The organism is Maricaulis sp. D1M11 (assembly GCF_047308265.1).
Classification (GTDB): Bacteria; Pseudomonadota; Alphaproteobacteria; order Caulobacterales; family Maricaulaceae; genus Maricaulis.
The window spans coordinates 1-24,221 of the sequence record NZ_JBKQWY010000012.1; the positions used below are offsets into that span (position 1 = coordinate 1).

Sequence of the window (24,221 nt, forward strand, 5' to 3'; positions counted from 1 at the left end):
GGTCGTACCGTCGGCGCCGGCGTCGTCTCCTCCATCGTCGAGTAAGACGGGTTCCTGGCGCTTTAGCGCCAGGCTGAAAAATTGGGCCGGTTCCTGCGGGAGCCGGCCCTTTTTTGTGCCTGTCACTCGGGCAGTGTTCGGAGCCGTGCTCAGAGCCGTGTACTGCGCTGTATCCAGACCCGTGTTTTGAGCCTTGCTCAAAAGATAAGCACCGGGCGAGTTCAGTGCAGGCGCACACGCTTAGATTATTCTTTTGTCCCAATGATGTAGCGAGGTGACCCACTTCTGCCCTCATTGGCGTCACACCTTGATTATTATAAAAATGTGTCAATTCATGAGCATGTGGCACAAGTTGGGGCGTATTGTCCGCGATTCGACTCTTGTGGGCCAGAATCACGCCTCCGCGCGGTGGTGCGGCGCAACAAGAGCCTAAACTATTCGCAATCTCGCTAAAAAATGAGGCTATTCAGCCACACTGATTTGGAAAAGCAGGGATTACCAGCTTGTAACAGTATTGTTGCGTTGACCCACCGAAAGCGGAAATCCTAGCGTGAGGACAAGGCGGAATTCGGGTTCCGTCGAAGGGAGGAGGGGCCACCCGTCCAAAAAAGGACAGGGGAACTTGCTTCCGACCAAATTTCTTTCTCGGAGGGATTGAGAGTGAGACATACATCTATCAAGGCTTGCCTGATGGCGAGCACGCTGATTAGTGGCCTGGCGGTCGCTGCTCCGGCGTTTGCGCAAGACGAAGAGACCATTACGGTCACGGGTTCGCGCATTCAGCGTCCGGATCTGGTTGCGCCGAGCCCGGTGACATCTGTTGATGAAGCCACCCTGGAAATCAACAACACCATTAACATCGAAGACACGCTGAACGATCTGCCGCAGCTGATCCCGGCCTTCGATGCCTCGTCCAACAACCCCGGTAACGGTACGGCCACGCTGTCGCTTCGCGGCCTGGGTTCGTCCCGTACGCTGATCCTGCTGGACGGCCGTCGCATGGTGGGTGAAGGCGCTGGTGGTATCGTCAACGTCAACTCCATCCCGACCGCACTGGTCGAGCGTGTGGACATTGTGACCGGTGGTGCGTCCGCCGTTTACGGTTCTGACGCTGTTGCAGGTGTTGTGAACTTCATCATTAAGGATGATTTTGAAGGCGTTGAATGGGACGTGTCCCAGCGCTGGACCGAGCAAGGCGGGGCCGGCAACTTCAACACCTCCGTCACCATCGGTGGCAATTTTGACGATGGCCGCGGTAACGCCGTGCTGTCCATGTCCTACAACAATCGTGAAGACCTGTTCCAGGGCGATCGTGACTTCTCTCGCGACACCCTGATCGATAACGGTACAGGCACGTTCGGCACGACGGGTTCGATCAATATCCCGAACACCTCTGTGTTCGCGCCGAACTTCTCGTCCTTCGACCCGACTGTCGCTCCGGGCTATGCCGGCAACATCAATGACCGCTGTTCCAACCTGGGCGGTTCCGGTGCTGATTCCTGCTGGTCCTTCGGTATCTTCGTTGACGATGACGGCAATGTGCAGCCGTTCCGTTCTGCGGGCCCGAACAATGACCGCTATAACTACGCACCGACCAACTATCTGCAGCTGCCGCAAGAGCGTTACAACCTTGCAGCCTTTGCAAACTATGAGATCAGCGAAAAAGCTGAAGTCTATGGTCGCGCGTTTTACACCAACTCCGTGGTCGACAGCCAGCTGGCTCCGACGCCGGGTGGTACGCAGTTCAACTTCACCATCGACGAGAACAACCCGTTTGTCTTCGGTCCGGGTGGCAATGCTGAACTCGCAGCGCTCTTCATGGCCAATGCGGCGATCAATGTTGGCGACATTGATGGTGACGGTGTGAACGAATTCCAGTTCACCACGGGTCGTCGTTACCAGGAGCTTGGCGCTCGTAACTCTCTGCGTGATACGCACACCTTCCAACTGGGTGGTGGTATCCGTGGCGAGCTGTCCAGCAACTGGAACTACGACATCTATGGTCACTATGCGCGTTCGCGTGCTGACCAGATCCAGACCGGTAACGTCTCCATCTCCGCCGTCCAGGCTGTTGTGGAAGAAGGTCGTTGGAACCCGTTCGGTGGCGCAAACTCCATCACTCCGGAAATTGCAGAAGAGATCTCCCGTACGGGTGCCATCTTCTCCACCAACGAGCAAATTCAGATGGTTGCGACCGTCGACGGTGAGCTGGAGCAATTCCAGACGCCGTGGGCAAGCGCTCCGCTGGCCGTGGCTCTGGGTGCTGAATACCGTGAAGAATATGTGCGTCGCCAGCCGGACTCCGTGCTTGGCCCGGACGTGATGGGCTTCAACCAGTCCACCTTCATCGAAGGCTCCTACGACGTGTATGAGATCTTCGGCGAAGCGAACCTGCCGGTCATCGAAGGCGCTCAGTTCGCTGAGTACCTTGGCCTGAACGCCGGTTATCGTTACTCCGATTACTCGTCAGTCGGAACGGTTGAATCCTACTTCGTCGGTGGTGAGTGGGTTCCGATCAACTCGGTTCGGTTCCGTTCGCAATTCCAGCGTGCTGTCCGTGCGCCGTCCATCTCCAACCTGTTCCAGTCTGACTCCAACGGTTTCCCGGGCGTGCAAGACCCGTGTGCCGGTGGCTCCAACGGTGCGTTCAACCTGCTCTCTCCTGAGCAGCAAGCCACTGTGACGGCGAACTGTGAGAATCTGGAAGGTGTTGCTTCTGGTGGTGTGCCGGTTCCGCAGCTGAACTCTCAGGTCGAATCCATCTTCCGCGGTGCGTCCAACCTGGAAGCTGAAGAAGCGGATACCTTCACCATTGGTGTTCAGTGGTCTCCGTCCTTCATCGAAGGTCTGAGCCTGACGCTCGATTATTATGACATCGAGATCGCCAACGCTCTGGGTGGCGCGACCGCTCAGCAGGTCGTCAACGATTGTGTGCTGAACGGCAACGTCGCAGCGTGTGACATCACCAACCGTCAGGGCAATGGTGCTCTGGACTCCTTCGGTGACCGTGCGGGCGAAGACCCGAACGGCGACGGCATCGCTCAAGCTCTGACGACCGAGAACCAGACGGGTCTCTTCGTTGAAGGTTGGGACTATGGCGCGACCTATGACTTCGAGCCGAACTGGGAGTTCGGTGGCTTCCGCGTGGGTGTCAACGGCACCGTCCTGGAAACCAACTCCTTCCAGCCGACTCCGAGCCTGGGTGTCATCGAATGCTCCGGCTTCTACGGCGCTGACTGTGGCGAGCCGACCCCGGAACACAAATTCCTGGCATTCGGTACCTGGTTCTACGGTCCGCTGACCACGACGGTCCGCTGGAGCCACATCGGTGAAGTCACTGACGTTCAAACCCAGTTCTACGGCGCTTATGCTGATGGCCTGGATGTGTCCTCGATCGACTCCTTCGATTACTGGGACATCAACATGAACTATGAGCTGTCCGACACGATCCTGCTGTATGGCGGTATCCGGAACGTGTTCGAGCAAGACCCGCCGCGTCTTGGCGACGGCCCGCAGTCCGAGCAAGCCAACACCTGGCCGGCCACGTACGATCCGTACGGTCGCCAGTTCTTCCTCGGCCTGACGGCTCGCTACTAAGTTCTTTTGAACTGATATCTGGAGGAGGCGGTCCCGTGCGGGCCGCCTCTTTCTTTTGGTCTTGTGGTGATTGACCGTCCGCCTGTGATCGTCTGGTCTATAATGGTTTGGCTGGAGGGGGCTGCGGCCCAGAGGAAATCCGGGGGAAGAAATGTCAGCACAGATGCAAAGCGCTCTCCAGGCGTTCCAGAGTGGACAGCTGGAGCAGGCCGAGAGGCTGCTGGCCGAGCTGCGCGACACCCAGTCCGGTGATGCCCTTGTGTGGCGTCTGTCCGGTGCAGTAGCGCGTGCGCGCTCACAGACCTCACAGGCTGAAGAGTTTCTGCGACACGCCATCGCGCTGGCACCTCACGAAGGAGAAGCCTGGAACACGCTGGGTCTCTTGCTGGATGCCCAAGGGCGGACGGAAGAGGCGAGCACGGCCTTCCAGTCTGCCCAGGCGCGCATGACCGGTCAGGCCGCCCCCTCCATCAATCTGGCCCGTCTGTTACTGCGGTCAGGGCAGGGAGAGGCGGCGCTTGCCCAGCTGGAGGCGTACAAGGCGGAACCGGCTGCGCAACTCGTACGCGCTCAGGCGTTTCAGGCGATCGGGCAGCCCGACGCAGCGCAGAGCGTCTATGCAGCGCTGGCGGCGTCCGGACCTGCCAATCCGCGTATCACCTACGGAGAGGCCCTGTGTCTGCTGGACCAGGGCGAATGGGAGGCGGCGCTCACCCGTCTTGACCGTCTCGCTCGACAGGGCGTGGCAGAGGCGCACTATCCACGCTTTACAGCTCTGGCGCGGATGGGTCGAACCGAGGAGGCGTTTGCGGCCCTGAAGGCTGTCTTGTCCCGTGACCCGTCGCATATCGATGCCCTTCACGGTGCAGCCCAGCTTTACTGGATGACCGGAGAGGGCGACCAGATCATCCCCCTTTATGAGATGGCCCTGAAGGTGAGCGGCGGGCAGGCGCGCGTCTATCAGGCTTTTGTGGACGTGTTGTTGCAGATGGGGGAGGTCGACACGGCCCGACAGGTCGTCGAAGCCGCCCGGACCGCCCACGGAGCGGCGGCCTGGTGCGTCGAGCGCGCCTTGCATGTGGAGGTGGAGGCCGGTGATGCAGAACAGGCCTGGCGCCTTGCTTGTGAAGCCGAGCGCTCGCATCCCGATGATCCGGCGCTGTTTGCCAACCGGTGCCGTGCAGGGCTGATGAACGGGGCATTCGAGGCGATCGCTCCACTGGTGAAGCGGGCACGGGCGCAGCGCCCGAGCGACCGGTTCTGGGTTGCGATGGATGCGGCCCTGGCGCGCGCACAGGGTCGCCAGGACGATTATGCGGCGCTTGTCGATATGGATCGGTTTGTCCGGAGTTTCCGCCTTCAACCGCCCGCAGGTTATGCCGATATCGGTGCGTTCAATGCAGCGCTTGCGGCGTGCCTGCAGCATCTGCATGCCTTCTCCGCTGCGCCTCTCGATCAATCCCTGCGCGGCGGCGTGCAAACACCGTCGGATCTGCGTTTCCGCAAGGAGCCCGAAATCCGGGCCTTTCTAGACATGGTCAAAACCGCTGTCGGGACCTATCGGGACGACCTTTGCGCACAGCCCGGACATCCGCTGACCGGCGCCATGCCGGACACGCCGGAGGTTCAGGGGGCCTGGTCGGTTCGGCTAGGTCCGGGCGGGCGGCACGTCAATCATGTCCACCCGGAAGGCTGGATCAGCTCGGTCTATTATGTGAGCGTCCCATCGCAGGTTCGCGGGTCGAAAACCCGTGAGGGGTGGCTGAAATTCGGGGAGCCCCCCTTTGCAGTGACGGGGCTTGCGCCTCATGACTATGTGGAGCCGGTGGAGGGGGAGTTGACGCTCTTTCCCAGCTATCTGTGGCACGGCACCGTGCCGATCACGTCCGGTGAGCGCTTGACGATTGCGCTCGATATCAAGCCAGCGAAAGGGTGAGCATGGAAACTCAGGCCTGGTCATCATTCTGGACGGGGCGCGGGGCAGGCGAGGCGGCTGTGCATTCACCGTCACGCGGGCGCTCCTATGAAGCCTTCTGGCGGGAGGTCGGGGCACAGTTTGTCTTCTCGCGACCAGGGTGTCGCCATATCGATCTGGCCTGCGGTAGCGGCGTGGTCAGCCAGGCCATTCTCAGTGCCTGTCCGGACGGTGAGCGCGCAGCGACACTCTATTTTGCGGATATCGCTCAGGAGGCCGTTCGCATGACCGGGGAGGGGTTAGGCTCGGCCACAGGTGCCGTCGCCCATGGCAAGGCCCTGCCGTTTGCCGATGGCGTATTTGATGTGGTGACCAGTCAGTATGGGCTGGAATATGCGGGCCTTGATGCCTTGATAGAGGCGGTCCGTGTTCTGGCCCCGGGAGGGACGCTGATTGCGCTTATCCACATAAAAGACGGGCCGATTGCGCGCGAGTGCACGGACAATCTGACCTGTTTGCGCCACGCCATCGACGCCGGCGTTCTGGAGATCATCGCGCAGGGCTTTGAGGGCGAGACCGAGGGTGTGAGGGACGCGCTTGCGCAGGAAACGCGGTGGCAATCAAACGCGGCGTCCTGTCCGGCTCGTGATTTCGTGTTGCGGATGCTGGGCGATGCCAACACGCTGTGGACCCGCCGGGACGCCTATCACCGCGAAGATGCCCGTCACTGGATCGGGCACCAGACACGCGAATTGGCGGATTATGCCGCGCGCATGAGCAGCATGATCCGCGCCAGCCGAAGCCAGGGTGAGATTTTGGACCGTCTGGCCCAGTTGGAGGATGGGGTGTTGGCCCGGTTGAGCCTGGGCGGTTTCACGCTTGACGGGGAGGAGACGGCATCGGCCTGGCATCTTGCCCTGCGCAAGGCCGGATAATCCTGTATGTCCGGAGCGGGGCTCTGCATTTCGATTGCGTTTTTTGTGAATCCCCTGTTTCCATTCGCGCGAACCCGGTGTAGAAGCCCCAGCTTCGGAAGTGACGGCTTTCGTCAGTACACTTACGTGCTGATATAGGGGTGTAGCTCAGTTGGTAGAGCATCGGTCTCCAAAACCGAGGGCCGTGGGTTCGAGTCCCTCCGCCCCTGCCAGTCGTCGCTGAAGAACCGAACAGAACGGATTGAAACCGGCTGAACCTGGCCCACATAGACCTGATGACGCGCAAGAACAAACAAAAATCGCCCTCGCAGGCCGACAAGCCCGCACCCGCTGAAAAGAAGAAGCGTGTGGGCCCGATGACGTATTTCCGTCAGGTCTATCTCGAAGGCAAGAAAGTGACGTGGACGTCTCGCAACGAGACCATCGTGTCCACGATCATGGTGCTGATCATGTGTGTGATCGCCGCTGTCTTCTTCTGGGCGCTGGACTGGACCATCAACACCGGTATCCAGTTCCTGCTCGGCCTGGGCGCATAAGGAGGGCGTGATGTCTGCGAAGTGGTATATCGTTCACGCCTATTCGAATTTCGAAAAAAAGGTCGCCGAGGCGATCCGCGCGGAAGCCGGAATCCAGGGGCTCGAAGACAAGTTCGAGGAAATCCTGGTGCCGACCGAAGATGTGGTCGAGGTCCGCAAGGGGCGCAAGATCAATTCCGAGCGCAAGTATTTCCCCGGTTATGTTCTCGTGAAGATGAACATGACGGATGATGCCTACCACCTGGTGAAAAACACGCCGAAGGTCACCGGTTTTCTCGGTTCGGGCACCAAGCCCCTTCCGGTTCCGGAGATCGAAGTGCGCCGCATCCTCGGCCAGATGGAAGAAGATGCTGAGCGGCCGCGGCCGACCGTCACCTATGAGGTGGGCGAAACAGTCAACGTCATCGACGGACACTTCCAGAGCTTCAACGGTGTTGTTGAGGAAGTGGATGACGAAAATGGTCGCCTGAAAGTGGCCATCAATATTTTCGGCCGGGCGACCCCGGTCGAGCTGGAATATGCGCAGGTGGAGAAAGTCCAGTAGCGCATTGTTCTGTGGGAGGTGCCGGCGCCAAGTCCATGCCGGGCCGTACCACGGAGCCCTCAAGGGGATGACGATGGGCGTCGTCCTGGTAATGGAGTGGTGACATGGCCAAGAAGATTGACGGCTATATCAAGCTGCAAGTGCCTGCGGGCGCTGCCAACCCGTCTCCGCCGATCGGCCCGGCTCTGGGTCAGCGCGGCGTGAACATCATGGAATTCTGTAAGGCATTTAACGCCAAGACACAGGAAATGGAAAAAGGGATGCCGATCCCGACCACCATTACCGTGTTCAACGATAAATCCTTCACGTTTGAAATCGCGACTCCGCCGGCCAGCTTCTATCTGAAGAAGGCGGCGAAGGTCCAGAAAGGCAGCCAGACCCCCGGTTCGGCTGTTGCAGGTTCGGTGTCTCAGGCCCAGTGCCGCGAGATCGCTGAAGCCAAGTTCAAGGATCTGAACGCAAACGACCTCGACCAGGCAACCAAGATCATCATGGGTTCCGCACGGTCCATGGGTCTTGAGGTGACGGAGTAAGACGATGGCTAAACAAGGTAAGCGTTTTGCTGCGGCCATTGAGGCTGTTGATCGCAACAAAGCATACACGGTTGATGAGGCCGCTGCCCTGGTGAAGGGCAATGCCACCGCCAAGTTCGACGAAACCATCGAGCTGGCCATCAATCTGGGTGTTGACCCGCGCCATGCGGACCAGATGGTTCGCGGCGTGTGCAACCTGCCGAACGGCACCGGTCGTTCCGTTCGCGTGGCCGTGTTCGCCCGTGGTCCCAAGGCTGAAGAAGCCACGGCTGCCGGTGCTGACGTGGTCGGTGCGGAAGATCTGATGGAGCAGGTTCAGGCCGGCAATATCAATTTCGACAAGGTCATCGCCACGCCGGACATGATGCCGATCGTTGGTCGCCTGGGTAAGGTCCTGGGTCCGCGCGGCATGATGCCGAACCCGAAAGTGGGTACGGTCACCATGGATGTCACCAAGGCGGTGAATGATTCCAAGGGTGGTGCTGTCGAATTCCGCGTCGAAAAGGCCGGTGTGGTGCACGCAGGTGTCGGCAAGGCCAGCTTCACGGCTGAAGCCATCGCCGAAAACGTGCGTGCCCTCGTGGGGGCCATCGTCAAGGCCAAGCCGTCGGGCGCCAAGGGCGCCTACGTCAAGCGTATCGCTCTGAGCTCGACCATGGGTCCGGGCGTCAAGATCGACCTTGCCGAGGCTGCTGCGTCCTAAGACGCATAACGAGTTTGGCCGGCTCTGCTTGTCGGGGCCGGTCGGTCGGTTTTCTGCGTGTTGTGCAGGAGGCCAACCTGTCCGAGATCGCAGGGGGATGTGCAAGCATCCTTAATCCCAGTCCGGGCCCTGTGTGAGACAGAGCGAGAAACATCATGGTGCTTCAGGTGGAGTGTCCGTGTTGGTTCGAGCCCTGGGACAGGAATGCATGCCAGCCTGGTATTCAGACCGGCATGTCTTTCACCGAGCGCGTCAATGGTGGCGCGTTCATTCAGGGAGTCCGCAATGGATCGCAATCAAAAAGAAGCTTCCGTTGAAGAGCTGAAAGGCATCTTCGATGCGAGCGGATCCGTGGTTATGGCCCATTACTCGGGTATGACCGTTGCGGAAATGACGAACCTGCGTGCCAAGCTGCGTGAGCATGGTGGCACGTTCAAGGTGGTTCGCAATCGCCTCGCCAAAATCGCTCTGCAAGAAAACCCGGCGGCATCGGCCTCCGACCTGTTCAAGGGTCCGGTTGCTATTGCCTATGCCGAGGATTTTGTTGCAGCGCCGAAAGTGGCGGTCGAGTTCGCCAAGGATAACGAGAAATTCGTCATCCTGGGTGGTTTCATGGAAGAAGATGTGTTCGACGCCGCAGGCATCGACACGCTGTCCAAGATGCCGTCCCGCGAAGAACTCATCGCGACCATCGCTGCCCGTCTTACGGGTCAGGCTTCTCAGGTCGCCCAGCGTCTCATGGCGCCGGGTCAGGGTCTCGCTGGCGCAATTGCCGTCATCGAAGAGCAGGCCGAAGCCTAGTCATTCTCCGCTATCGAACTGACACTGTGACTTACAAGGAATTGAAACAATGGCTGATGTAGCTAAACTCTGCGAAGAACTTCTGAGCCTCACCATTCTCGAAGCCAAAGAGCTGAACGACCTTCTCGAAGAAAAAGGCATCAAGGCTGCTGCTGCTGTTGCAGTCGCTGGCCCGGCTGGTGGCGGCGACGCTCCGGCAGCTGAAGAGAAAGACGAGTTCGACGTTGTCCTGACCGCCGTTGGCGACAAGAAAATCAACGTCATTAAAGAAGTCCGCGCCATCACGGGCCTGGGTCTCAAAGAGGCCAAGGAACTGGTTGAAGGCGCTCCGAAGCCGGTCAAGGAAGGTGCTCCGAAGGCCGAAGCTGAGGAACTCAAAGCCAAGCTCGAAGCGGTTGGCGCTTCTGTCGAGCTGAAATAATCACGTCACCTGACGTGATGACTGACGTCCAGCGGGCGCGCGGGGTATCCTGCGCGTCCGTTAGGCCGTCCGTGAATGCTGTGATTCGCCCCTTGCCGTTCCAGGGCGTTTTGCAAAACCGGTCCATGCTATTCGGTATGGGTCACGGGGCGGTGACGCGGTTCGCATAGTGCGTTCCGCCGTATGCGCAGGGCATTCTGCGAAGGGAGCCGACATGGGTCTGTCGTTCACCGGCAAGAAGCGTATCCGTAAATCTTTTGGCCGCATTCCGGAAACGGTTGCGATGCCGAATCTCATTGAAGTCCAGAAGAGCTCGTATGAGCACTTCTTGATGAAAGACGTTCCGGTCGCTGAGCGTACCGAGACCGGCATGCAGGCCGTGTTCAAATCCGTCTTTCCGGTCAAGGATTTCGCTGAGCGTTCTGTGCTGGAGTTCGTGTCTTACGAATTCGAGCCGCCAAAATTTGATACCGAAGAGTGTGTTCAGCGCGATCTGACTTACGCCGCTCCGCTCAAGGTCAAGATGCGCCTGATTGTCTTCGATGTGGATGAAGAAACCGGCGCACGGTCCGTCAAGGACATCAAGGAACAAGACGTCTATATGGGCGATATTCCGCTCATGACGGACAAGGGTACCTTCATCGTGAACGGTACCGAGCGCGTGATCGTGTCCCAGATGCACAGGTCTCCCGGTGTGTTCTTTGACCACGACCGTGGCAAGACGCATGCGTCCGGCAAATACCTCTTTGCAGCGCGCATTATCCCGTATCGTGGCTCCTGGCTGGACTTCGAGTTCGATGCCAAGGATATCGTCCACATGCGCCTCGACCGTCGCCGTAAACTGCCTGCGACGACGCTGCTGTATGCGCTGGGTCTCGACAAGGAAGAGATCCTCGGCACGTTCTACAGCAGTTTCAGCTATGAGCTGGGCAAGACCGGCTGGACCGTCCCCTATGTGAAGGAACGCTGGCGCGGTGTGAAGCCGTCCCGCGATCTCGTGGACGCCAATACCGGCGATATCGTCGCTCCGGCTGGCCGCAAGATTTCTGCCCGCGCCGCCAACAAGCTCGCTGACGAGGGTCTGACCCATCTCCTCGTTGCAGACGACTCGCTTGTCGGTTCTTTCCTGGCGGAAGACCTGGTCAACATGCAGACCGGCGAGATCTATGCCGAGGCCGGCGATGAGCTGACCGAAGAAAATGTCGCCGAGTTTAAGGATGTGGGCATTGAGACCGTGTCCGTGCTGGATATTGATCCGGCTACCGGCGTTGGCCCCTATATGCGTCACACCCTCGCGGCGGACAAGAATGAGAGCCGCGAACAGGCGCTCATCGACATCTACCGCGTCATGCGTCCTGGTGAACCGCCGACCCCGGAAACGGCGGAAGCCATGTTCCAGGGCCTGTTCTTCGATCCGGAACGCTATGACCTGTCTTCTGTCGGACGGGTGAAGATGAATATGCGCCTCGATCTGGATGCTCCGGATGACATGCGCATCCTGCGCAAGGAAGACATCCTGTCGGTGCTCAAGACGCTGGTGGATCTGCGCGATGGCCGCGGGGATATCGATGACATCGATAACCTGGGCAATCGTCGTGTGCGCTCCGTTGGTGAGCTGATGGAAAACCAGTACCGTATCGGTCTGCTGCGCATGGAGCGCGCGATCAAGGAGCGCATGAGCTCTGTTGATATCGAAACGGTCATGCCGCACGACCTGGTCAACGCCAAACCGGCAGCAGCGGCCGTGCGTGAATTCTTCGGCTCCTCGCAGCTGTCGCAATTCATGGACCAGACCAACCCGCTCTCGGAAGTCACGCACAAGCGTCGCCTGTCCGCGCTTGGGCCGGGCGGTCTGACCCGTGAGCGTGCGGGCTTCGAGGTGCGCGACGTGCACCCGACCCACTACGGCCGGATCTGTCCGATTGAAACGCCGGAAGGCCCGAACATTGGTCTGATCAACTCGCTGTCGACCTTTGCCCGCGTCAACAAGTATGGCTTCATCGAGAGCCCGTATCGCAAGGTCGAGAACGGCAAGCTGACGGAAGAGGTGCATTATCTCTCCGCCATGCAGGAAGCGCGTTACTCCGTCGCCCAGGCCAATGCCAAACTCTCGGCAGACGGTGTTCTGGAGAACGAGTTCGTGACCTGCCGTGTGGCCGGTGATGTGACGCTGGTTCCGCGTGAGGACGTCAACTATATCGACGTGTCGCCGAAACAGGTGGTGTCGGTGGCTGCGGCCCTGATCCCGTTCCTGGAAAATGATGACGCCAACCGTGCGCTCATGGGTTCGAACATGCAACGCCAGGCCGTTCCGCTGGTGAAGTCCGAGGCTCCGCTCGTCGGAACCGGGATGGAAGCCGTTGTGGCGCGTGATTCCGGTGCGGCGATCGCGGCGAAACGCTCCGGTGTCGTCGAACAGGTCGATGCGACCCGGATCGTGATCCGGGCCACGGAAGATCTCGACCCGGCCCGGTCCGGCGTTGACATCTACCGTCTGTCGAAATTCCAGCGTTCCAACCAGTCCACCTGCATCAACCAGCGTCCGATCGTGCGTGTGGGCGATGTCGTGAAGTCCGGCGATATCATCGCGGACGGCCCCTCGACGGATCTGGGCGATCTTGCCCTGGGCCGTAACGTGGTCGTGGCCTTCATGCCGTGGAATGGCTACAACTTCGAGGACTCTATCCTCATCTCCGAGCGCATCGTGCGTGATGACGTCTTCACCTCCATCCACCTGGAGGAGTTCGAAATCGCCGCACGGGATACCAAGCTGGGTCCGGAAGAGATCACGCGCGACATTCCCAATGTCGGCGAAGAAGCCCTGCGCAATCTCGACGAGGCCGGTATCGTGGCCGTGGGTGCGGAAGTGGGACCGGGCGATATCCTGGTCGGCAAGGTGACGCCGAAGGGCGAAAGCCCGATGACACCGGAGGAGAAACTCCTGCGGGCCATTTTCGGTGAGAAAGCCTCTGACGTCCGTGACACCTCCCTGCGCATGCCGTCCGGCACGACGGGTACGGTCGTGGAAGTCCGTGTCTTCAACCGTCACGGTGTGGACAAGGACGAACGCGCCATCACGATCGAGCGTGAAGAGATCGAACGTCTCGGTAAGGACCGTGATGACGAACTCGCCATTCTCGAGCGCAATATCTACCAGCGTCTCGGTGCCTTGCTGATCGGCAAGAATGCCGTATCCGGTCCGCGTGGTTTCACCAAGGGTGAAGTCAGCCAGGACAAGCTGGATGAAACCCCGCGCAGCACCTGGTGGCGTATCGGTCTGGACGACGAAAAGGCCATGGCCGAAGTCGAGGCTCTTCAGAAACAGTATGACGACTCCAAGGCGCGCCTGGATCGTCGTTTCGAAGACAAGGTCGACAAGCTCCAGCGCGGTGATGAAATGCCGCCGGGCGTGATGAAGGTCGTGAAAGTCTTCGTGGCTGTGAAGCGTAAGCTTCAGCCCGGTGACAAGATGGCTGGTCGTCACGGCAACAAGGGTGTGATTTCCAAGATCAATCCGATCGAGGACATGCCGTTCCTGGAGAATGGTGAAGCGGTCGACATCGTACTGAACCCGCTGGGCGTTCCCTCGCGGATGAATGTCGGTCAGATTCTCGAAACCCACCTGGGTTGGGCCTGTAAAGGCATGGGTCGCCAGATTGGCGAAGCCTATGACGCCTTTGTGCGGACCGGTGATCAGGGTGAGCTCGTCGCGACGCTGAAAAACGTCTACGGCGAAGACCATGAACTGCCGGAAACCGAAGGTGAACTGGCCGAGCTGGGCCGTAATCTGCGTGCGGGTGTTCCGATCGCGACGCCGGTCTTTGACGGTGCGCGTGAACCGGATGTGGCCGACATGCTGGAGAAGGCCGGTTTCGAGCGTTCCGGACAGGTCACGCTGTTTGATGGCCGGACGGGTGAACCCTTCCGTCGCAAGGTGACGGTGGGCGTCAAACACCTGCTGAAACTGCACCACCTGGTGGATGACAAGATCCACGCCCGTTCGATTGGCCCGTACAGCCTTGTGACCCAGCAGCCGCTGGGCGGTAAGGCACAATTTGGTGGCCAGCGCTTCGGTGAAATGGAAGTGTGGGCCCTGGAAGCCTATGGCGCAGCCTATACCTTGCAGGAAATGCTCACGGTGAAGTCGGATGACGTGGCTGGTCGGACCAAGGTTTACGAGGCCATTGTCCGCGGCGATGATACGTTCGAAGCTGGGGTTCCCGAGAGCTTCAACGTGCTCGTGAAGGAAATGCGCTCGCTGGGTCTGAACGTCGAACTGACGAACGGCCAGGACTGATTATTTTTCAAGGCGGGCCGGCTTTGCCGGTCCCGCCGATCCTCTTGCGGGAGACGACGACATGAACCATGACGTCATGAACATCTTCAATCCGGCCTCCGAAGGCCCGACCTTCGACCGGATTCGCATCGCGCTGGCCAGCCCGGAGAAAATCCTCTCCTGGTCCTTTGGTGAAGTGAAAAAGCCTGAAACCATCAACTATCGGACGTTCAAACCGGAGCGGGATGGTCTGTTCTGTGCGCGGATCTTTGGCCCGTCCAAAGACTATGAATGCCTGTGCGGTAAGTATAAGCGCATCAAGTACAAAGGTATTGTGTGTGAGAAATGCGGCGTTGAAGTCACGCTCGCTCGCGTGCGCCGTGAGCGCATGGGCCATATCGAGCTGGCGGCCCCGGTCGCACACATCTGGTTCCTTAAATCCCTGCCGTCGCGGATTGCCATGATCCTCGACATGGCGCTCAAGGATGTGGAGCGCGTGCTCTATTTCGAGAGCTATGTGGTGATCGAGCCGGGTCTGACTCCGATGCAACCCTTCCAGTTGCTGACGGAAGAAGAATATATCGAAGCCCAGGACGAGTATGGCGAAGACGCCTTCACTGCCGGGATCGGTGCTGAAGCCGTGCGCGAAATCCTGATCAACATGGACCTGGAAGGCGAGGCCGCCAAGGTCCGTGAGGACATGAAGGAAACCGGGTCCGAGCTGAAGCTGAAGAAATATGCCAAGCGTCTGAAGCTTCTCGAGAACTTCATCACGTCCGGTAACCGTCCTGAGTGGATGATCATGACGGTCGTTCCGGTGATCCCGCCGGAACTGCGTCCGCTGGTACCGCTGGATGGCGGCCGTTTTGCGACGTCCGACCTCAACGATCTCTATCGTCGTGTGATCAACCGGAATAACCGTCTCAAGCGTCTCATCGAGCTGCGTGCTCCTGATATCATTATCCGGAACGAAAAGCGCATGCTGCAGGAGTCCGTGGACGCCCTGTTCGACAATGGCCGTCGCGGCCGGGTGATCACGGGGGCCAACAAGCGTCCGCTGAAATCCCTGTCCGACATGCTGAAAGGCAAGCAGGGTCGTTTCCGTCAGAACCTGCTCGGCAAGCGCGTCGACTATTCCGGTCGTTCCGTGATCGTCGTGGGTCCGGACCTGAAACTGCACCAGTGTGGTCTGCCCAAGAAGATGGCGCTGGAGCTGTTCAAGCCTTTCATCTATGCGCGACTGGACGCCAAGGGGCTGTCCGGCACGGTGAAACAGTCCAAGAAACTGGTCGAAAAAGAACGTCCGGAAGTCTGGGATGTGCTCGATGAAGTGATCCGGGAACACCCGGTGATGCTTAACCGTGCGCCGACCCTGCACCGTTTGGGCATTCAGGCGTTTGAGCCGAAACTGATCGAAGGCAAGGCTATCCAGCTTCACCCGCTGGTGTGTGCCGCGTTCAACGCCGACTTTGATGGTGACCAGATGGCTGTTCACGTTCCGCTCTCGCTGGAAGCCCAGCTGGAAGCGCGGACGCTGATGATGTCGACGAACAACATCCTGTCTCCGGCCAATGGCAAGCCGATTATCGTGCCGTCCCAGGATATCGTTCTGGGCCTGTACTACCTGTCCGTCATCAAGGACAAGGAGCCGGGCGAGGGCATGTCCTTTGCCACGCTGGCCGAGATGGAAGCGGCACTCGATCACGGTGTGATCACGCTGCACTCCAAGATCAAGGCCCGTTGGGATGGCATTGACCCGGATGGCAATCAGGTCCGCAAGGTGATCGAAACCACGCCGGGCCGGAAGATGATCATTGATCACCTGCCGCGTCACCCGAAGATCCAGCCGGAAATGGTCTCCGAACTCCTCACCAAAAAGGAGATCGGCAAGCTCATCGACAATGTCTATCGCCACTGCGGTCAGAAGGCGACGGTGATCTTCTGTGACCAGATCATGGGTCTCGGCTTCAAGGAGGCCGCCAAGGCCGGTATCTCCTTCGGTAAGGATGACATGCTCATTCCGGACGCGAAGAAAGACCTGGTCGGTGCGACCCGTGCCATGGTGTCGGACTATGAGCAGCAGTATGTCGACGGCCTGATCACCAAGGGTGAGAAGTATAACAAGGTCGTGGATGCCTGGGCGAAGTGTACGGACAACGTCGCTGACGCCATGATGGACGAGATCTCCAAGACCTATGTGGGTGAGGATGGCCGGACGTCCGAGGTCAACTCGGTCTACATGATGGCCCACTCCGGTGCCCGGGGTTCCAAGAACCAGATGAAGCAGCTGGCCGGTATGCGCGGCCTGATGGCAAAACCGTCTGGCGAGATCATCGAAACGCCGATCATCTCGAACTTCAAGGAAGGTCTGACGGTTCTCGAATACTTCAACTCGACACACGGTGCCCGTAAGGGTCTGGCCGATACGGCTCTGAAAACCGCTAACTCCGGTTATCTGACCCGTCGTCTTGTTGACGTGGCGCAGGACTGCATCATCACCGAGGAAGATTGCGGCACGTCCGAGTGCATCGAAATCGCCCCGGTTGTGGATGGTGGTGAAATCGTCGTCTCTCTGGAACAGCGTTGCCTGGGCCGGACGACGGCCGAGGAGATCACCGATCCGGTGAGCGGCGAGGTTATCTGCTCGATCGATACCTATATCGATGAGGATCTGGCAGCCGAGATCGAAGCCCGCGGTGTTCAGAGCATCAAGGCCCGCTCCCCGCTGACCTGTGAGACCCGCGTGGGTGTGTGTGCGACCTGTTATGGTCGTGACCTTGCTCGCGGTACACGCGTCAATATCGGCGAGGCGGTCGGTGTTATCGCGGCCCAGTCGATCGGTGAGCCAGGAACCCAGCTGACCATGCGGACCTTCCACATTGGTGGTACGGCCCAGGTGTCCGAGCAGTCCTTCATCGAAAGTACCAATGAGGGTACGGTCGCCTTCACCAACCCGTCCACGGTGACGGATTCCTCCGGTGAACTGTTGGTTCTGTCGCGGAACATGCAGGTTGCGATCATCGATCAGGAAGGCAAGGAACGTGAGGCGCACAAGCTGACTTACGGTACACGCCTGAAGGTGAAAGCCGGTGACAAGGTCGAGCGCGGTGCGCGCCTGGCCGAGTGGGACCCGTATACAGCTCCGATCGTGTCGGAAGTGGGCGGCAAGGTTCGCTTCGTGGACATCACCGATGGTGTAACTGTGAAGGAAGAAACCGATGAAGCCACGGGTATCTCCTCCAAGGTGATCATCGACTGGCGTTCCGGAGCCAAGTCCGGTTCCATCCAGCCGGCCATTGTCATCCAGGATGAAAATGGCGATCCGGTGAAACTGGATAGCGGTTCGACGGCCAACTACATGCTTGCCGTGGGCGCCATTCTGTCCGTCAGTGACGGCGATACCATCCGTCCGGGTGATATCCTGTCACGTATCCCGACCGAGGGTGCCAAGACCCGGGACATCACCGGTGGTCTGCCGCGTGTGGCCGAGCTCTTCGAAGCGCGTCGTCCGAAGGACCACGCCATTATCGCAGAGATCACGGGTCGCATCGAATTCGGTCGCGATTACAAGAATAAGCGTCGTATCGCGATTATTCCTGAGGACGATCCGGAGGCGAAGGTCGAGTATCTGGTGCCGAAGGGTAAACACCTCGCGGTCCAGGAAGGCGACATCATCCAGAAGGGCGAATACATCCTTGATGGTCACCCGGCACCGCATGACATCCTGCAAATCCTGGGTGTTGCGGCACTGGCTGACTATCTGATCGACGAGATCCAGGAAGTGTATCGTCTGCAGGGCGTGCCGATTAACGACAAGCATATCGAGACGATTGTTCGTCAGATGCTGCAGAAGATCGAGGTCAAGGATCCGGGCGATACCGGTTTCATTGCCGGTGAACACGTCGACAAGATCGAGTTCCTGGAAACCAATGAAGCGCTGGAAGCCGAAGGCAAGCGTCCTGCGTCGGGTGATCCGGTCCTGCTGGGTATCACCAAGGCCTCGCTGCAGACCCGCTCCTTCATCTCTGCGGCCTCCTTCCAGGAGACCACCCGCGTCCTCACCGAGGCTTCGGTCCAGGGCAAGGAAGACATGCTGGAAGGTCTCAAGGAGAACGTCATCGTGGGTCGCCTGATCCCGGCGGGTACGGGCGCCATGATGCGTCAATACCAGACGCTGGCTGATGATCGTGACGCGGACATGCTGGCCGAACGCGCCGAGGAAGTGGACGTGGAAGGCCTGCCAGCCGAGATCGCTGACGCGGCCGCTGCTGAGGCTGCCGCAGGCGATCAGGCCTGATCGCCTGTCACACCTCTATGAAAGACGGCCGCTTCGTTTCGAAGCGGCCGTTTTTGTATGTCGCAAGGCGTGGTTCTCGGTGCGCCGTATGACGCGCTATCGGCGTGATCTGCGCCCGCGTCGACGCGGATTGCGCTTGCCGCGGGTATAGAGCCAGACCACGCCCAGGATGATACCGGCTCCGATGAATTTGACCGGGTCGGGCAGGGATACAATCATGTCCGGCGCGCCCACCACTTCGACCAGCGCGAGAACCGTACCCAGAATGACCACGATATTCATGCGACGGTTGGCCTGGTCCTGATCATCCTGCTTGTCGAGCATGGTGTCGAATTGCAGCAATTCCAGCTCGGCCCGGACCAGTTGCAGATATTCCGTGATCCGCCGCCGCAGGCTGTCATACCGTGCAGACATGCGGTCAATCGAATAGGTCGCGCGTTTGAACCGGTAGAGATATTCATCCAGCGTTTCAAAGCCGGGCATGCGCAGCTCGCGCAGGGTGAGCACGCGTTCCTCCACCGCCTTGCGGTTCTCCTCGCAATCCAGACGGGCTCCGGTAATGCCATGGGTCATGAAGTGGTTGAGCGAACCCAGATTGGCAAAGAGCTGCCGGAGCCGGATCAGGGTGCGCGAGAATTCGGCGCCGTAATTGCGTCTTTCTTCATCTGTCAGCTGGAATGCATCCTGGGGCTCACCGGGACGGGGTTCGTGCCAGATATTGCCGCCCGTCGCCTCGGGGGGCTGGATGGTGATGTTGAGAATGTTTGAATGGCAATGGCTCAGACCCAGCGCGATATCGTCAATTGTTCGATTGATTGCGGCTACATAACCGATATCGCGCAGGGCCAGGGTGCGCGAGGTGGCGATTTCGGTACAGGCGCGCATCAGGCGACCGCGCTGTTCAGAGGTCAGATCGATATCGAGCACAATGGCGCGTGTTGCCAGTTCCCAATCTTGTTTGGACCGGGAATAGGGACGCAGGTCCGAGATCAGGATGGCACGCCCGTGAAAAACCCGGCTGACCACCACATCCTTGCGCAGATCGTCATAGGCGGTCTTGTCCGGAAAATGGAAAACCTGTTTGGCGAGCCGGGTAATCGAGCGGGCGAGGGTGGAATACTCATTGGAGGTCAGATCGATCTCGGGGCGGGCCACGCTCCGTTTGAGACCGTCCGCAATGAGTTGCGCCATGTCCGGTTCGAGGCTTGACAGGAGGTGTTGGACCGGAAACAGCCAGTAGTGCGAGGCGACAGCAAGATGACCTTGCCATTCAAAGTCGATGGGCTCGGCCGGGTCGTCCTTGGAGCCAAAACCGCGGGAGATCTGCTCCTGGAATGTGTCGGCCGCAGTCCAGGCGGTGTTCAGCTCTAGTTCGCCCAGCGTGCCCTGACCATTGGCGCAAGGGGTGAAAAACCCGGTCGGCACGGTCTCTCCGGCGACCTCTCCGATATCGCCCTCATGATCGTGCAGATAACTCTCGTCAAACTGATCGTGTTTTTGTTTGAAATCCTCATACAGGGTGAAATTCTGCGAGCGGCCGAATAATTCCCAGTTCATGCGCAGGCGTCTGGGGATGGAGGCCGCGCCATCCAGCTTCCAGAAATTGAACCAGCGCACATCATTGCGCCCGCCCGGTTTATAGGGACGGAAGTTTTTGCGATTGGCGTCGGGATAATGGCTCTGGAACAGGGCGAGCGCCTCGTTCGAGGCATTCAACGGGCCCCCGGACTCGAACAACTGGTCCAGCCTGCGGATCTGGTCACGTGAGGCCGTTCGCGCAGGATCGGTGTCTTCGAGCCGGTCTGGCCGGTCTTCGCTCAGCGTCTCGGCCAGCACCCGGACGCGGGACAAGGCGTCGCTCGTATTACCTGACAGATCGTCATCCTGGCCGGCATTGGGGCGCAGGGCGCGGATATGGGCCCGGATCCGGTCATACCAGTCCCGGCCTGCCTTGCGGCGGGTTTTGGGGTCATCCGATTTCATGCCCTGGTGAATCGATCGCGATTCCGCACCGATCATATCGATCAGGCGAGACCTCAATTGGTCTTCATGCGAGGGGAAGAGGCGTGTCATATGCGTCAGACGGACATATTCGGGCAGGGGATAGCCCGTGCGCACATGTGTCTCTTTGACCATGCGCGGGCGTTCGGGATAGAGACCCTGGCGCCAGTCCTCGAAGGTCAATTCGTCATCACCGCCGATATTTGTTTCAATATCGGGTGATACGGTGCTGAAACGCGCACGAAGTTGTGCCAAAAACCCCTGGCTTCGAGAATTCATTGCTGCCCCCTACACGCAACCCTCTCGCGCACCATCATGCGTTAACCCTTCGTTAGGTGCAACGTATCGCTTTGATTTTCGGGAGTTTGTGCAGATGCATGAAATTCTCGTGAAGCCTCTCTTGACGGATACGAGTCGCATCAGTAGTTTCCGCGCTCGTTTCAAGGACGGGCCGTAATCCGCGCAGGGTTAGACGTCGTCCACGGCAACGGAAAAATCACGGGCGCCTTCGTCGAAACCACCGGGTTTGCGATGGAGGGGTCGCTTTTGCATCTGTCAGCCTGAAAAGTGCTGGCCGGGATGCGTCTTGAGATTAGGAACGGATACGAGCGGGATGCCGACAATCAACCAGCTCATTCGCAAGCCTCGCAAGGATAAGCCGAAGCGCAACAAAGTGCCGGCTCTCCAGGCTTGCCCCCAACGCCGCGGCGTTTGCACGCGCGTTTACACCACGACCCCGAAAAAGCCGAACTCGGCTATGCGGAAGGTCGCAAAAGTCCGCCTGACCAATGGTCATGAGGTGGTGAGTTATATCCCGGGTGAAGGCCATAACCTGCAGGAGCACTCTGTTGTGCTCATTCGCGGCGGCCGTGTGAAAGACCTTCCGGGTGTTCGTTATCACATCCTTCGCGGCGTTCTGGATACCCAGGGCGTTAAGGACCGTAAGCAGCGTCGTTCGAAATACGGCGCCAAGCGTCCGAAGTAAGGGAGACGTAGATGTCACGTCGTCACCGCGCCGAGAAACGCGAAATCTTTCCGGACCCCAAGTTCGGCGATCGCGATCTCACGAAATTCATGAATTACATCATGCTCGACGGCAAGAAATCCGTCGCCGAGCGCATCGTTTATGGTGCATTGGACATTGTGGAAGGCAAGCTCAAGCGCGAGCCGGTCTCCGTGTTCCACGATGCCATGTCCAACGTCTCTCCCGAGGTTGAGGTTCGTTCGCGCCGGGTCGGCGGTGCGACCTACCAGGTCCCGGTCGAGGTTCGTGCTGACCGTAAGAAGGCGCTGGCCATTCGTTGGCTGACCGCTGCCGCTCGGGGTCGCAATGAGAACACGATGCGTGAACGTCTTGCCGCTGAACTCATGGACGCTGCCGCGAACCGCGGTGTGGCTGTGAAGAAGCGTGAAGATACGCACCGTATGGCAGAGGCCAACAAGGCCTTCGCTCACTACCGTTGGTAACAGACGCTTAAGCGACCGGATCAAGGACCTCAGCAATGGCCCGCGAATACAAGATTGAGGATTATCGTAACTTCGGCATCATGGCTCACATTGATGCTGGTAAGACGACGACCACCGAGCGGATCCTCTACTACACCGGCAAATCTCACAAAATTGGTGAGGTCCATGACGGTGCTGCCACGATGGATTGGATGGAGCAGGAGCAGGAGCGTGGCATCACGATCACCTCGGCTGCGACCACCTGTTTCTGGAATGGCAAGCGTCTGAACATCATTGATACCCCCGGTCACGTGGACTTCACCATTGAGGTTGAGCGGTCCCTGCGTGTGCTCGATGGTGCGGTGTGCTGCCTCGACGCCAATGCCGGTGTTGAGCCGCAAACCGAGACGGTGTGGCGTCAGGCCGACAAGTACGAAGTTCCGCGCATGATCTTCGTCAACAAGATGGATAAGCTCGGTGCTGACTTCTATCAGTGTGTTGACATGGTCGTGGATCGTCTGGGATCCAACCCGCTGCCGGTTCAGCTGCCGATCGGTTCCGAGAACGAGTTCGAAGGTCTGATCGATCTGGTCAAGATGAAAGAACTCGTCTGGCACGGTGAGAACCTGGGTGCGACCTGGGACGAGAAAGAGATCCGCCCCGAGCTGGCCGACAAGGCTGCCGAGTGGCGTGAGAAACTCGTCGAGACGGCCGTTGAGCAAGACGAAGAGGCGATGGAAGCTTATCTGGAAGGCCAGGAGCCGACCGAAGAGAAGCTGAAAGAGCTGATCCGCAAGGGCTGCATCAATCTGTCCTTCATTCCGATGCTGTGCGGCACGGCCTTCAAGAACAAGGGTGTCCAGCCGCTGCTCGACGCTGTTGTTGACTTCCTGCCGTCCCCGGTCGAGATCCCGGCCATCAAGGGCATCGATGTCAAGACCGACGAAGAGATCGTCCGCAAGGCGTCTGATGACGAGCCGACCTCTCTGCTCGCCTTTAAGATCATGAACGACCCGTTCGTGGGCTCGCTGACGTTTGCGCGCATGTATTCCGGTCACCTGGAGACGGGTACGTCCCTGCTCAACACGGTGAAGGAACGCAAAGAGCGTATCGGCCGTATGCTGCTGATGCACTCCTCCGAGCGTGAAGACATCAAGGAGTGCTTTGCTGGTGACATTGTCGCCATTGCGGGCCTGAAGGACACGACGACGGGTGATACCCTGTCTGATCCGCTCAAGCCGGTGATCCTGGAGCGCATGGAATTCCCCGATCCGGTGATCGAGCTGGCCATCGAGCCGAAGTCCAAGGGTGACCAGGAGAAGTTGGGCGTGGCCCTGCAGCGTCTGGCGGCCGAGGATCCGTCCTTCCGCATGAAGTCGGACGAGGAATCTGGTCAGACCATCATCGCCGGCATGGGCGAGCTGCACCTGGATATCCTGGTTGACCGCATGAAGCGCGAATTCAAGGTTGAGGCCAATATCGGTGCGCCGCAGGTGGCATATCGTGAGAGCCTCGGTCAGGCCGGCACGGTCGACTACACGCACAAGAAACAGTCCGGTGGTTCCGGTCAGTTCGGTCGCGTGAAGATCGAGTTCGAGCCGGGCGAGGCGGGTTCTGGTTTCGTCTTCGACTCCAAGATCGTCGGCGGTTCCGTGCCGAAGGAATACATCCCGGGTGTCGAGAAGGGCCTCAAGTCTGTCATGGACAATGGTCTGCTCGCCGGCTTCCCGGTCATCGACGTGAAGGCCACCCTGGTGGATGGCGCCTATCACGACGTTGACTCCTCTGTTCTGGCCTTCGAGATTGCTGCGCGTGCAGCCTTCCGCGAAGCCAAGAACCATTGTGCTCCGCGTTTGCTCGAGCCGATCATGAAGGTCGAAGTTGTGACCCCGGATGAATATACCGGTTCGGTCATCGGCGACCTCAACTCCCGTCGCGGCCAGATCGCCGGTCAGGAGATGCGCGGTAATGCAACGGTTGTGAACGCGATGGTTCCGCTGGCCAACATGTTTGGCTATGTGAACAATCTTCGTTCGGCCACGCAGGGCCGGGCCCAGTTTACCATGCAGTTTGACCACTACGACCCAGTGCCGAAGGCGGTTGAGCAAGAAGTTATCGAGAAGTCGGCCTAGGCCGCTCTCGTTTAGATTTGAACGTTAGGTTTCGGAGAGAGATCGATGGCGAAGGAAAAGTTTGAGCGGACGAAACCGCACGCA

15 protein-coding genes and 1 tRNA gene are annotated in these 24,221 nt (G+C 59.1%); 15 read left to right on the plus strand and 1 reads right to left on the minus strand.

Going from position 1 to position 24,221, the window contains the following annotated elements:
- Window positions 1-660: 660 nt before the first annotated feature.
- From RMQ97_RS15315 to rpoC, 12 genes are all read left to right on the plus strand, one after another.
- Window positions 661-3,597, plus strand: a complete 2,937-nt coding sequence (locus RMQ97_RS15315) for a TonB-dependent receptor domain-containing protein (RefSeq protein WP_413661779.1) — start codon at window positions 661-663, stop codon at window positions 3,595-3,597.
- A 151-nt stretch (window positions 3,598-3,748) separates the two neighbouring features.
- Window positions 3,749-5,533 (plus strand): 2OG-Fe(II) oxygenase family protein, encoded by a 1,785-nt coding sequence (locus RMQ97_RS15320; RefSeq protein ID WP_413661780.1) that lies wholly within the window; start codon window positions 3,749-3,751, stop codon window positions 5,531-5,533.
- A 2-nt stretch (window positions 5,534-5,535) separates the two neighbouring features.
- The gene (locus RMQ97_RS15325; protein WP_413661793.1) at window positions 5,536-6,447 is read left to right on the plus strand and encodes a class I SAM-dependent methyltransferase; all 912 of its coding nucleotides are present in this window, start codon (window positions 5,536-5,538) and stop codon (window positions 6,445-6,447) included.
- A 136-nt stretch (window positions 6,448-6,583) separates the two neighbouring features.
- Window positions 6,584-6,659, plus strand: a tRNA-Trp gene (locus tag RMQ97_RS15330).
- A 63-nt stretch (window positions 6,660-6,722) separates the two neighbouring features.
- On the plus strand, window positions 6,723-6,983 hold the full coding sequence (gene secE, locus RMQ97_RS15335; RefSeq protein ID WP_413661781.1) for a preprotein translocase subunit SecE: 261 nt from the start codon (window positions 6,723-6,725) through the stop codon (window positions 6,981-6,983).
- Window positions 6,984-6,993: 10 nt separating this feature from the next.
- A complete protein-coding gene (gene nusG / locus RMQ97_RS15340; RefSeq protein WP_413661782.1) occupies window positions 6,994-7,527 on the plus strand; it encodes a transcription termination/antitermination protein NusG in 534 nt (177 codons plus the stop codon).
- A 104-nt stretch (window positions 7,528-7,631) separates the two neighbouring features.
- Window positions 7,632-8,060: a 50S ribosomal protein L11 gene (rplK, locus tag RMQ97_RS15345; protein ID WP_413661783.1), complete on the plus strand. Its 429-nt coding sequence runs from the start codon at window positions 7,632-7,634 to the stop codon at window positions 8,058-8,060.
- A gap of 4 nt (window positions 8,061-8,064) precedes the next feature.
- The gene (gene rplA / locus RMQ97_RS15350; RefSeq protein ID WP_413661784.1) at window positions 8,065-8,763 is read left to right on the plus strand and encodes a 50S ribosomal protein L1; all 699 of its coding nucleotides are present in this window, start codon (window positions 8,065-8,067) and stop codon (window positions 8,761-8,763) included.
- A gap of 285 nt (window positions 8,764-9,048) precedes the next feature.
- Window positions 9,049-9,564: a 50S ribosomal protein L10 gene (gene rplJ, locus RMQ97_RS15355; protein WP_413661785.1), complete on the plus strand. Its 516-nt coding sequence runs from the start codon at window positions 9,049-9,051 to the stop codon at window positions 9,562-9,564.
- Window positions 9,565-9,613: 49 nt separating this feature from the next.
- Window positions 9,614-9,985, plus strand: a complete 372-nt coding sequence (gene rplL, locus RMQ97_RS15360; protein WP_413661786.1) for a 50S ribosomal protein L7/L12 — start codon at window positions 9,614-9,616, stop codon at window positions 9,983-9,985.
- Between the two features lie 214 nt (window positions 9,986-10,199).
- Window positions 10,200-14,282, plus strand: a complete 4,083-nt coding sequence (gene rpoB / locus RMQ97_RS15365; protein ID WP_413661787.1) for a DNA-directed RNA polymerase subunit beta — start codon at window positions 10,200-10,202, stop codon at window positions 14,280-14,282.
- A gap of 61 nt (window positions 14,283-14,343) precedes the next feature.
- Complete coding sequence (gene rpoC / locus RMQ97_RS15370; RefSeq protein ID WP_413661788.1) at window positions 14,344-18,558, plus strand: DNA-directed RNA polymerase subunit beta'; 4,215 nt, start codon at window positions 14,344-14,346, stop codon at window positions 18,556-18,558.
- A 96-nt stretch (window positions 18,559-18,654) separates the two neighbouring features.
- Here the strand turns inward: rpoC and RMQ97_RS15375 are convergent, their stop codons facing one another.
- Window positions 18,655-20,838, minus strand: coding sequence for a hypothetical protein (locus RMQ97_RS15375; protein WP_413661789.1), 2,184 nt, complete (start codon window positions 20,836-20,838; stop codon window positions 18,655-18,657).
- A 334-nt stretch (window positions 20,839-21,172) separates the two neighbouring features.
- Here RMQ97_RS15375 and rpsL point away from each other — a divergent pair, with 334 nt between their 5' ends.
- Genes rpsL through fusA form a run of 3 tightly spaced genes read left to right on the plus strand, consistent with a single transcriptional unit; the run spans window position 21,173 to window position 24,137 of the window.
- Complete coding sequence (rpsL, locus tag RMQ97_RS15380; protein WP_413661790.1) at window positions 21,173-21,544, plus strand: 30S ribosomal protein S12; 372 nt, start codon at window positions 21,173-21,175, stop codon at window positions 21,542-21,544.
- Window positions 21,545-21,555: 11 nt separating this feature from the next.
- A complete protein-coding gene (gene rpsG / locus RMQ97_RS15385; protein WP_413661791.1) occupies window positions 21,556-22,026 on the plus strand; it encodes a 30S ribosomal protein S7 in 471 nt (156 codons plus the stop codon).
- 35 nt (window positions 22,027-22,061) lie between these two features.
- Window positions 22,062-24,137: an elongation factor G gene (fusA, locus tag RMQ97_RS15390; RefSeq protein WP_413661792.1), complete on the plus strand. Its 2,076-nt coding sequence runs from the start codon at window positions 22,062-22,064 to the stop codon at window positions 24,135-24,137.
- The last annotated feature ends 84 nt before the right edge of the window (window positions 24,138-24,221 follow it).

Coding starts and splice junctions, on each gene's coding strand:
- rplJ (WP_413661785.1), top strand. CDS start 9,049: ATGGATCGCAATCAAAAAGAAGCTTCCGTTGAAGAGCTGAAAGGCATC.
- secE (WP_413661781.1), top strand. CDS start 6,723: ATGACGCGCAAGAACAAACAAAAATCGCCCTCGCAGGCCGACAAGCCC.
- rplL (WP_413661786.1), top strand. CDS start 9,614: ATGGCTGATGTAGCTAAACTCTGCGAAGAACTTCTGAGCCTCACCATT.
- RMQ97_RS15320 (WP_413661780.1), top strand. CDS start 3,749: ATGTCAGCACAGATGCAAAGCGCTCTCCAGGCGTTCCAGAGTGGACAG.
- nusG (WP_413661782.1), top strand. CDS start 6,994: ATGTCTGCGAAGTGGTATATCGTTCACGCCTATTCGAATTTCGAAAAA.
- rpoC (WP_413661788.1), top strand. CDS start 14,344: ATGAACCATGACGTCATGAACATCTTCAATCCGGCCTCCGAAGGCCCG.
- RMQ97_RS15375 (WP_413661789.1), bottom strand. CDS start 20,838: ATGAATTCTCGAAGCCAGGGGTTTTTGGCACAACTTCGTGCGCGTTTC.
- rplK (WP_413661783.1), top strand. CDS start 7,632: ATGGCCAAGAAGATTGACGGCTATATCAAGCTGCAAGTGCCTGCGGGC.
- fusA (WP_413661792.1), top strand. CDS start 22,062: ATGGCCCGCGAATACAAGATTGAGGATTATCGTAACTTCGGCATCATG.
- rplA (WP_413661784.1), top strand. CDS start 8,065: ATGGCTAAACAAGGTAAGCGTTTTGCTGCGGCCATTGAGGCTGTTGAT.
- RMQ97_RS15325 (WP_413661793.1), top strand. CDS start 5,536: ATGGAAACTCAGGCCTGGTCATCATTCTGGACGGGGCGCGGGGCAGGC.
- rpsL (WP_413661790.1), top strand. CDS start 21,173: ATGCCGACAATCAACCAGCTCATTCGCAAGCCTCGCAAGGATAAGCCG.
- rpoB (WP_413661787.1), top strand. CDS start 10,200: ATGGGTCTGTCGTTCACCGGCAAGAAGCGTATCCGTAAATCTTTTGGC.
- rpsG (WP_413661791.1), top strand. CDS start 21,556: ATGTCACGTCGTCACCGCGCCGAGAAACGCGAAATCTTTCCGGACCCC.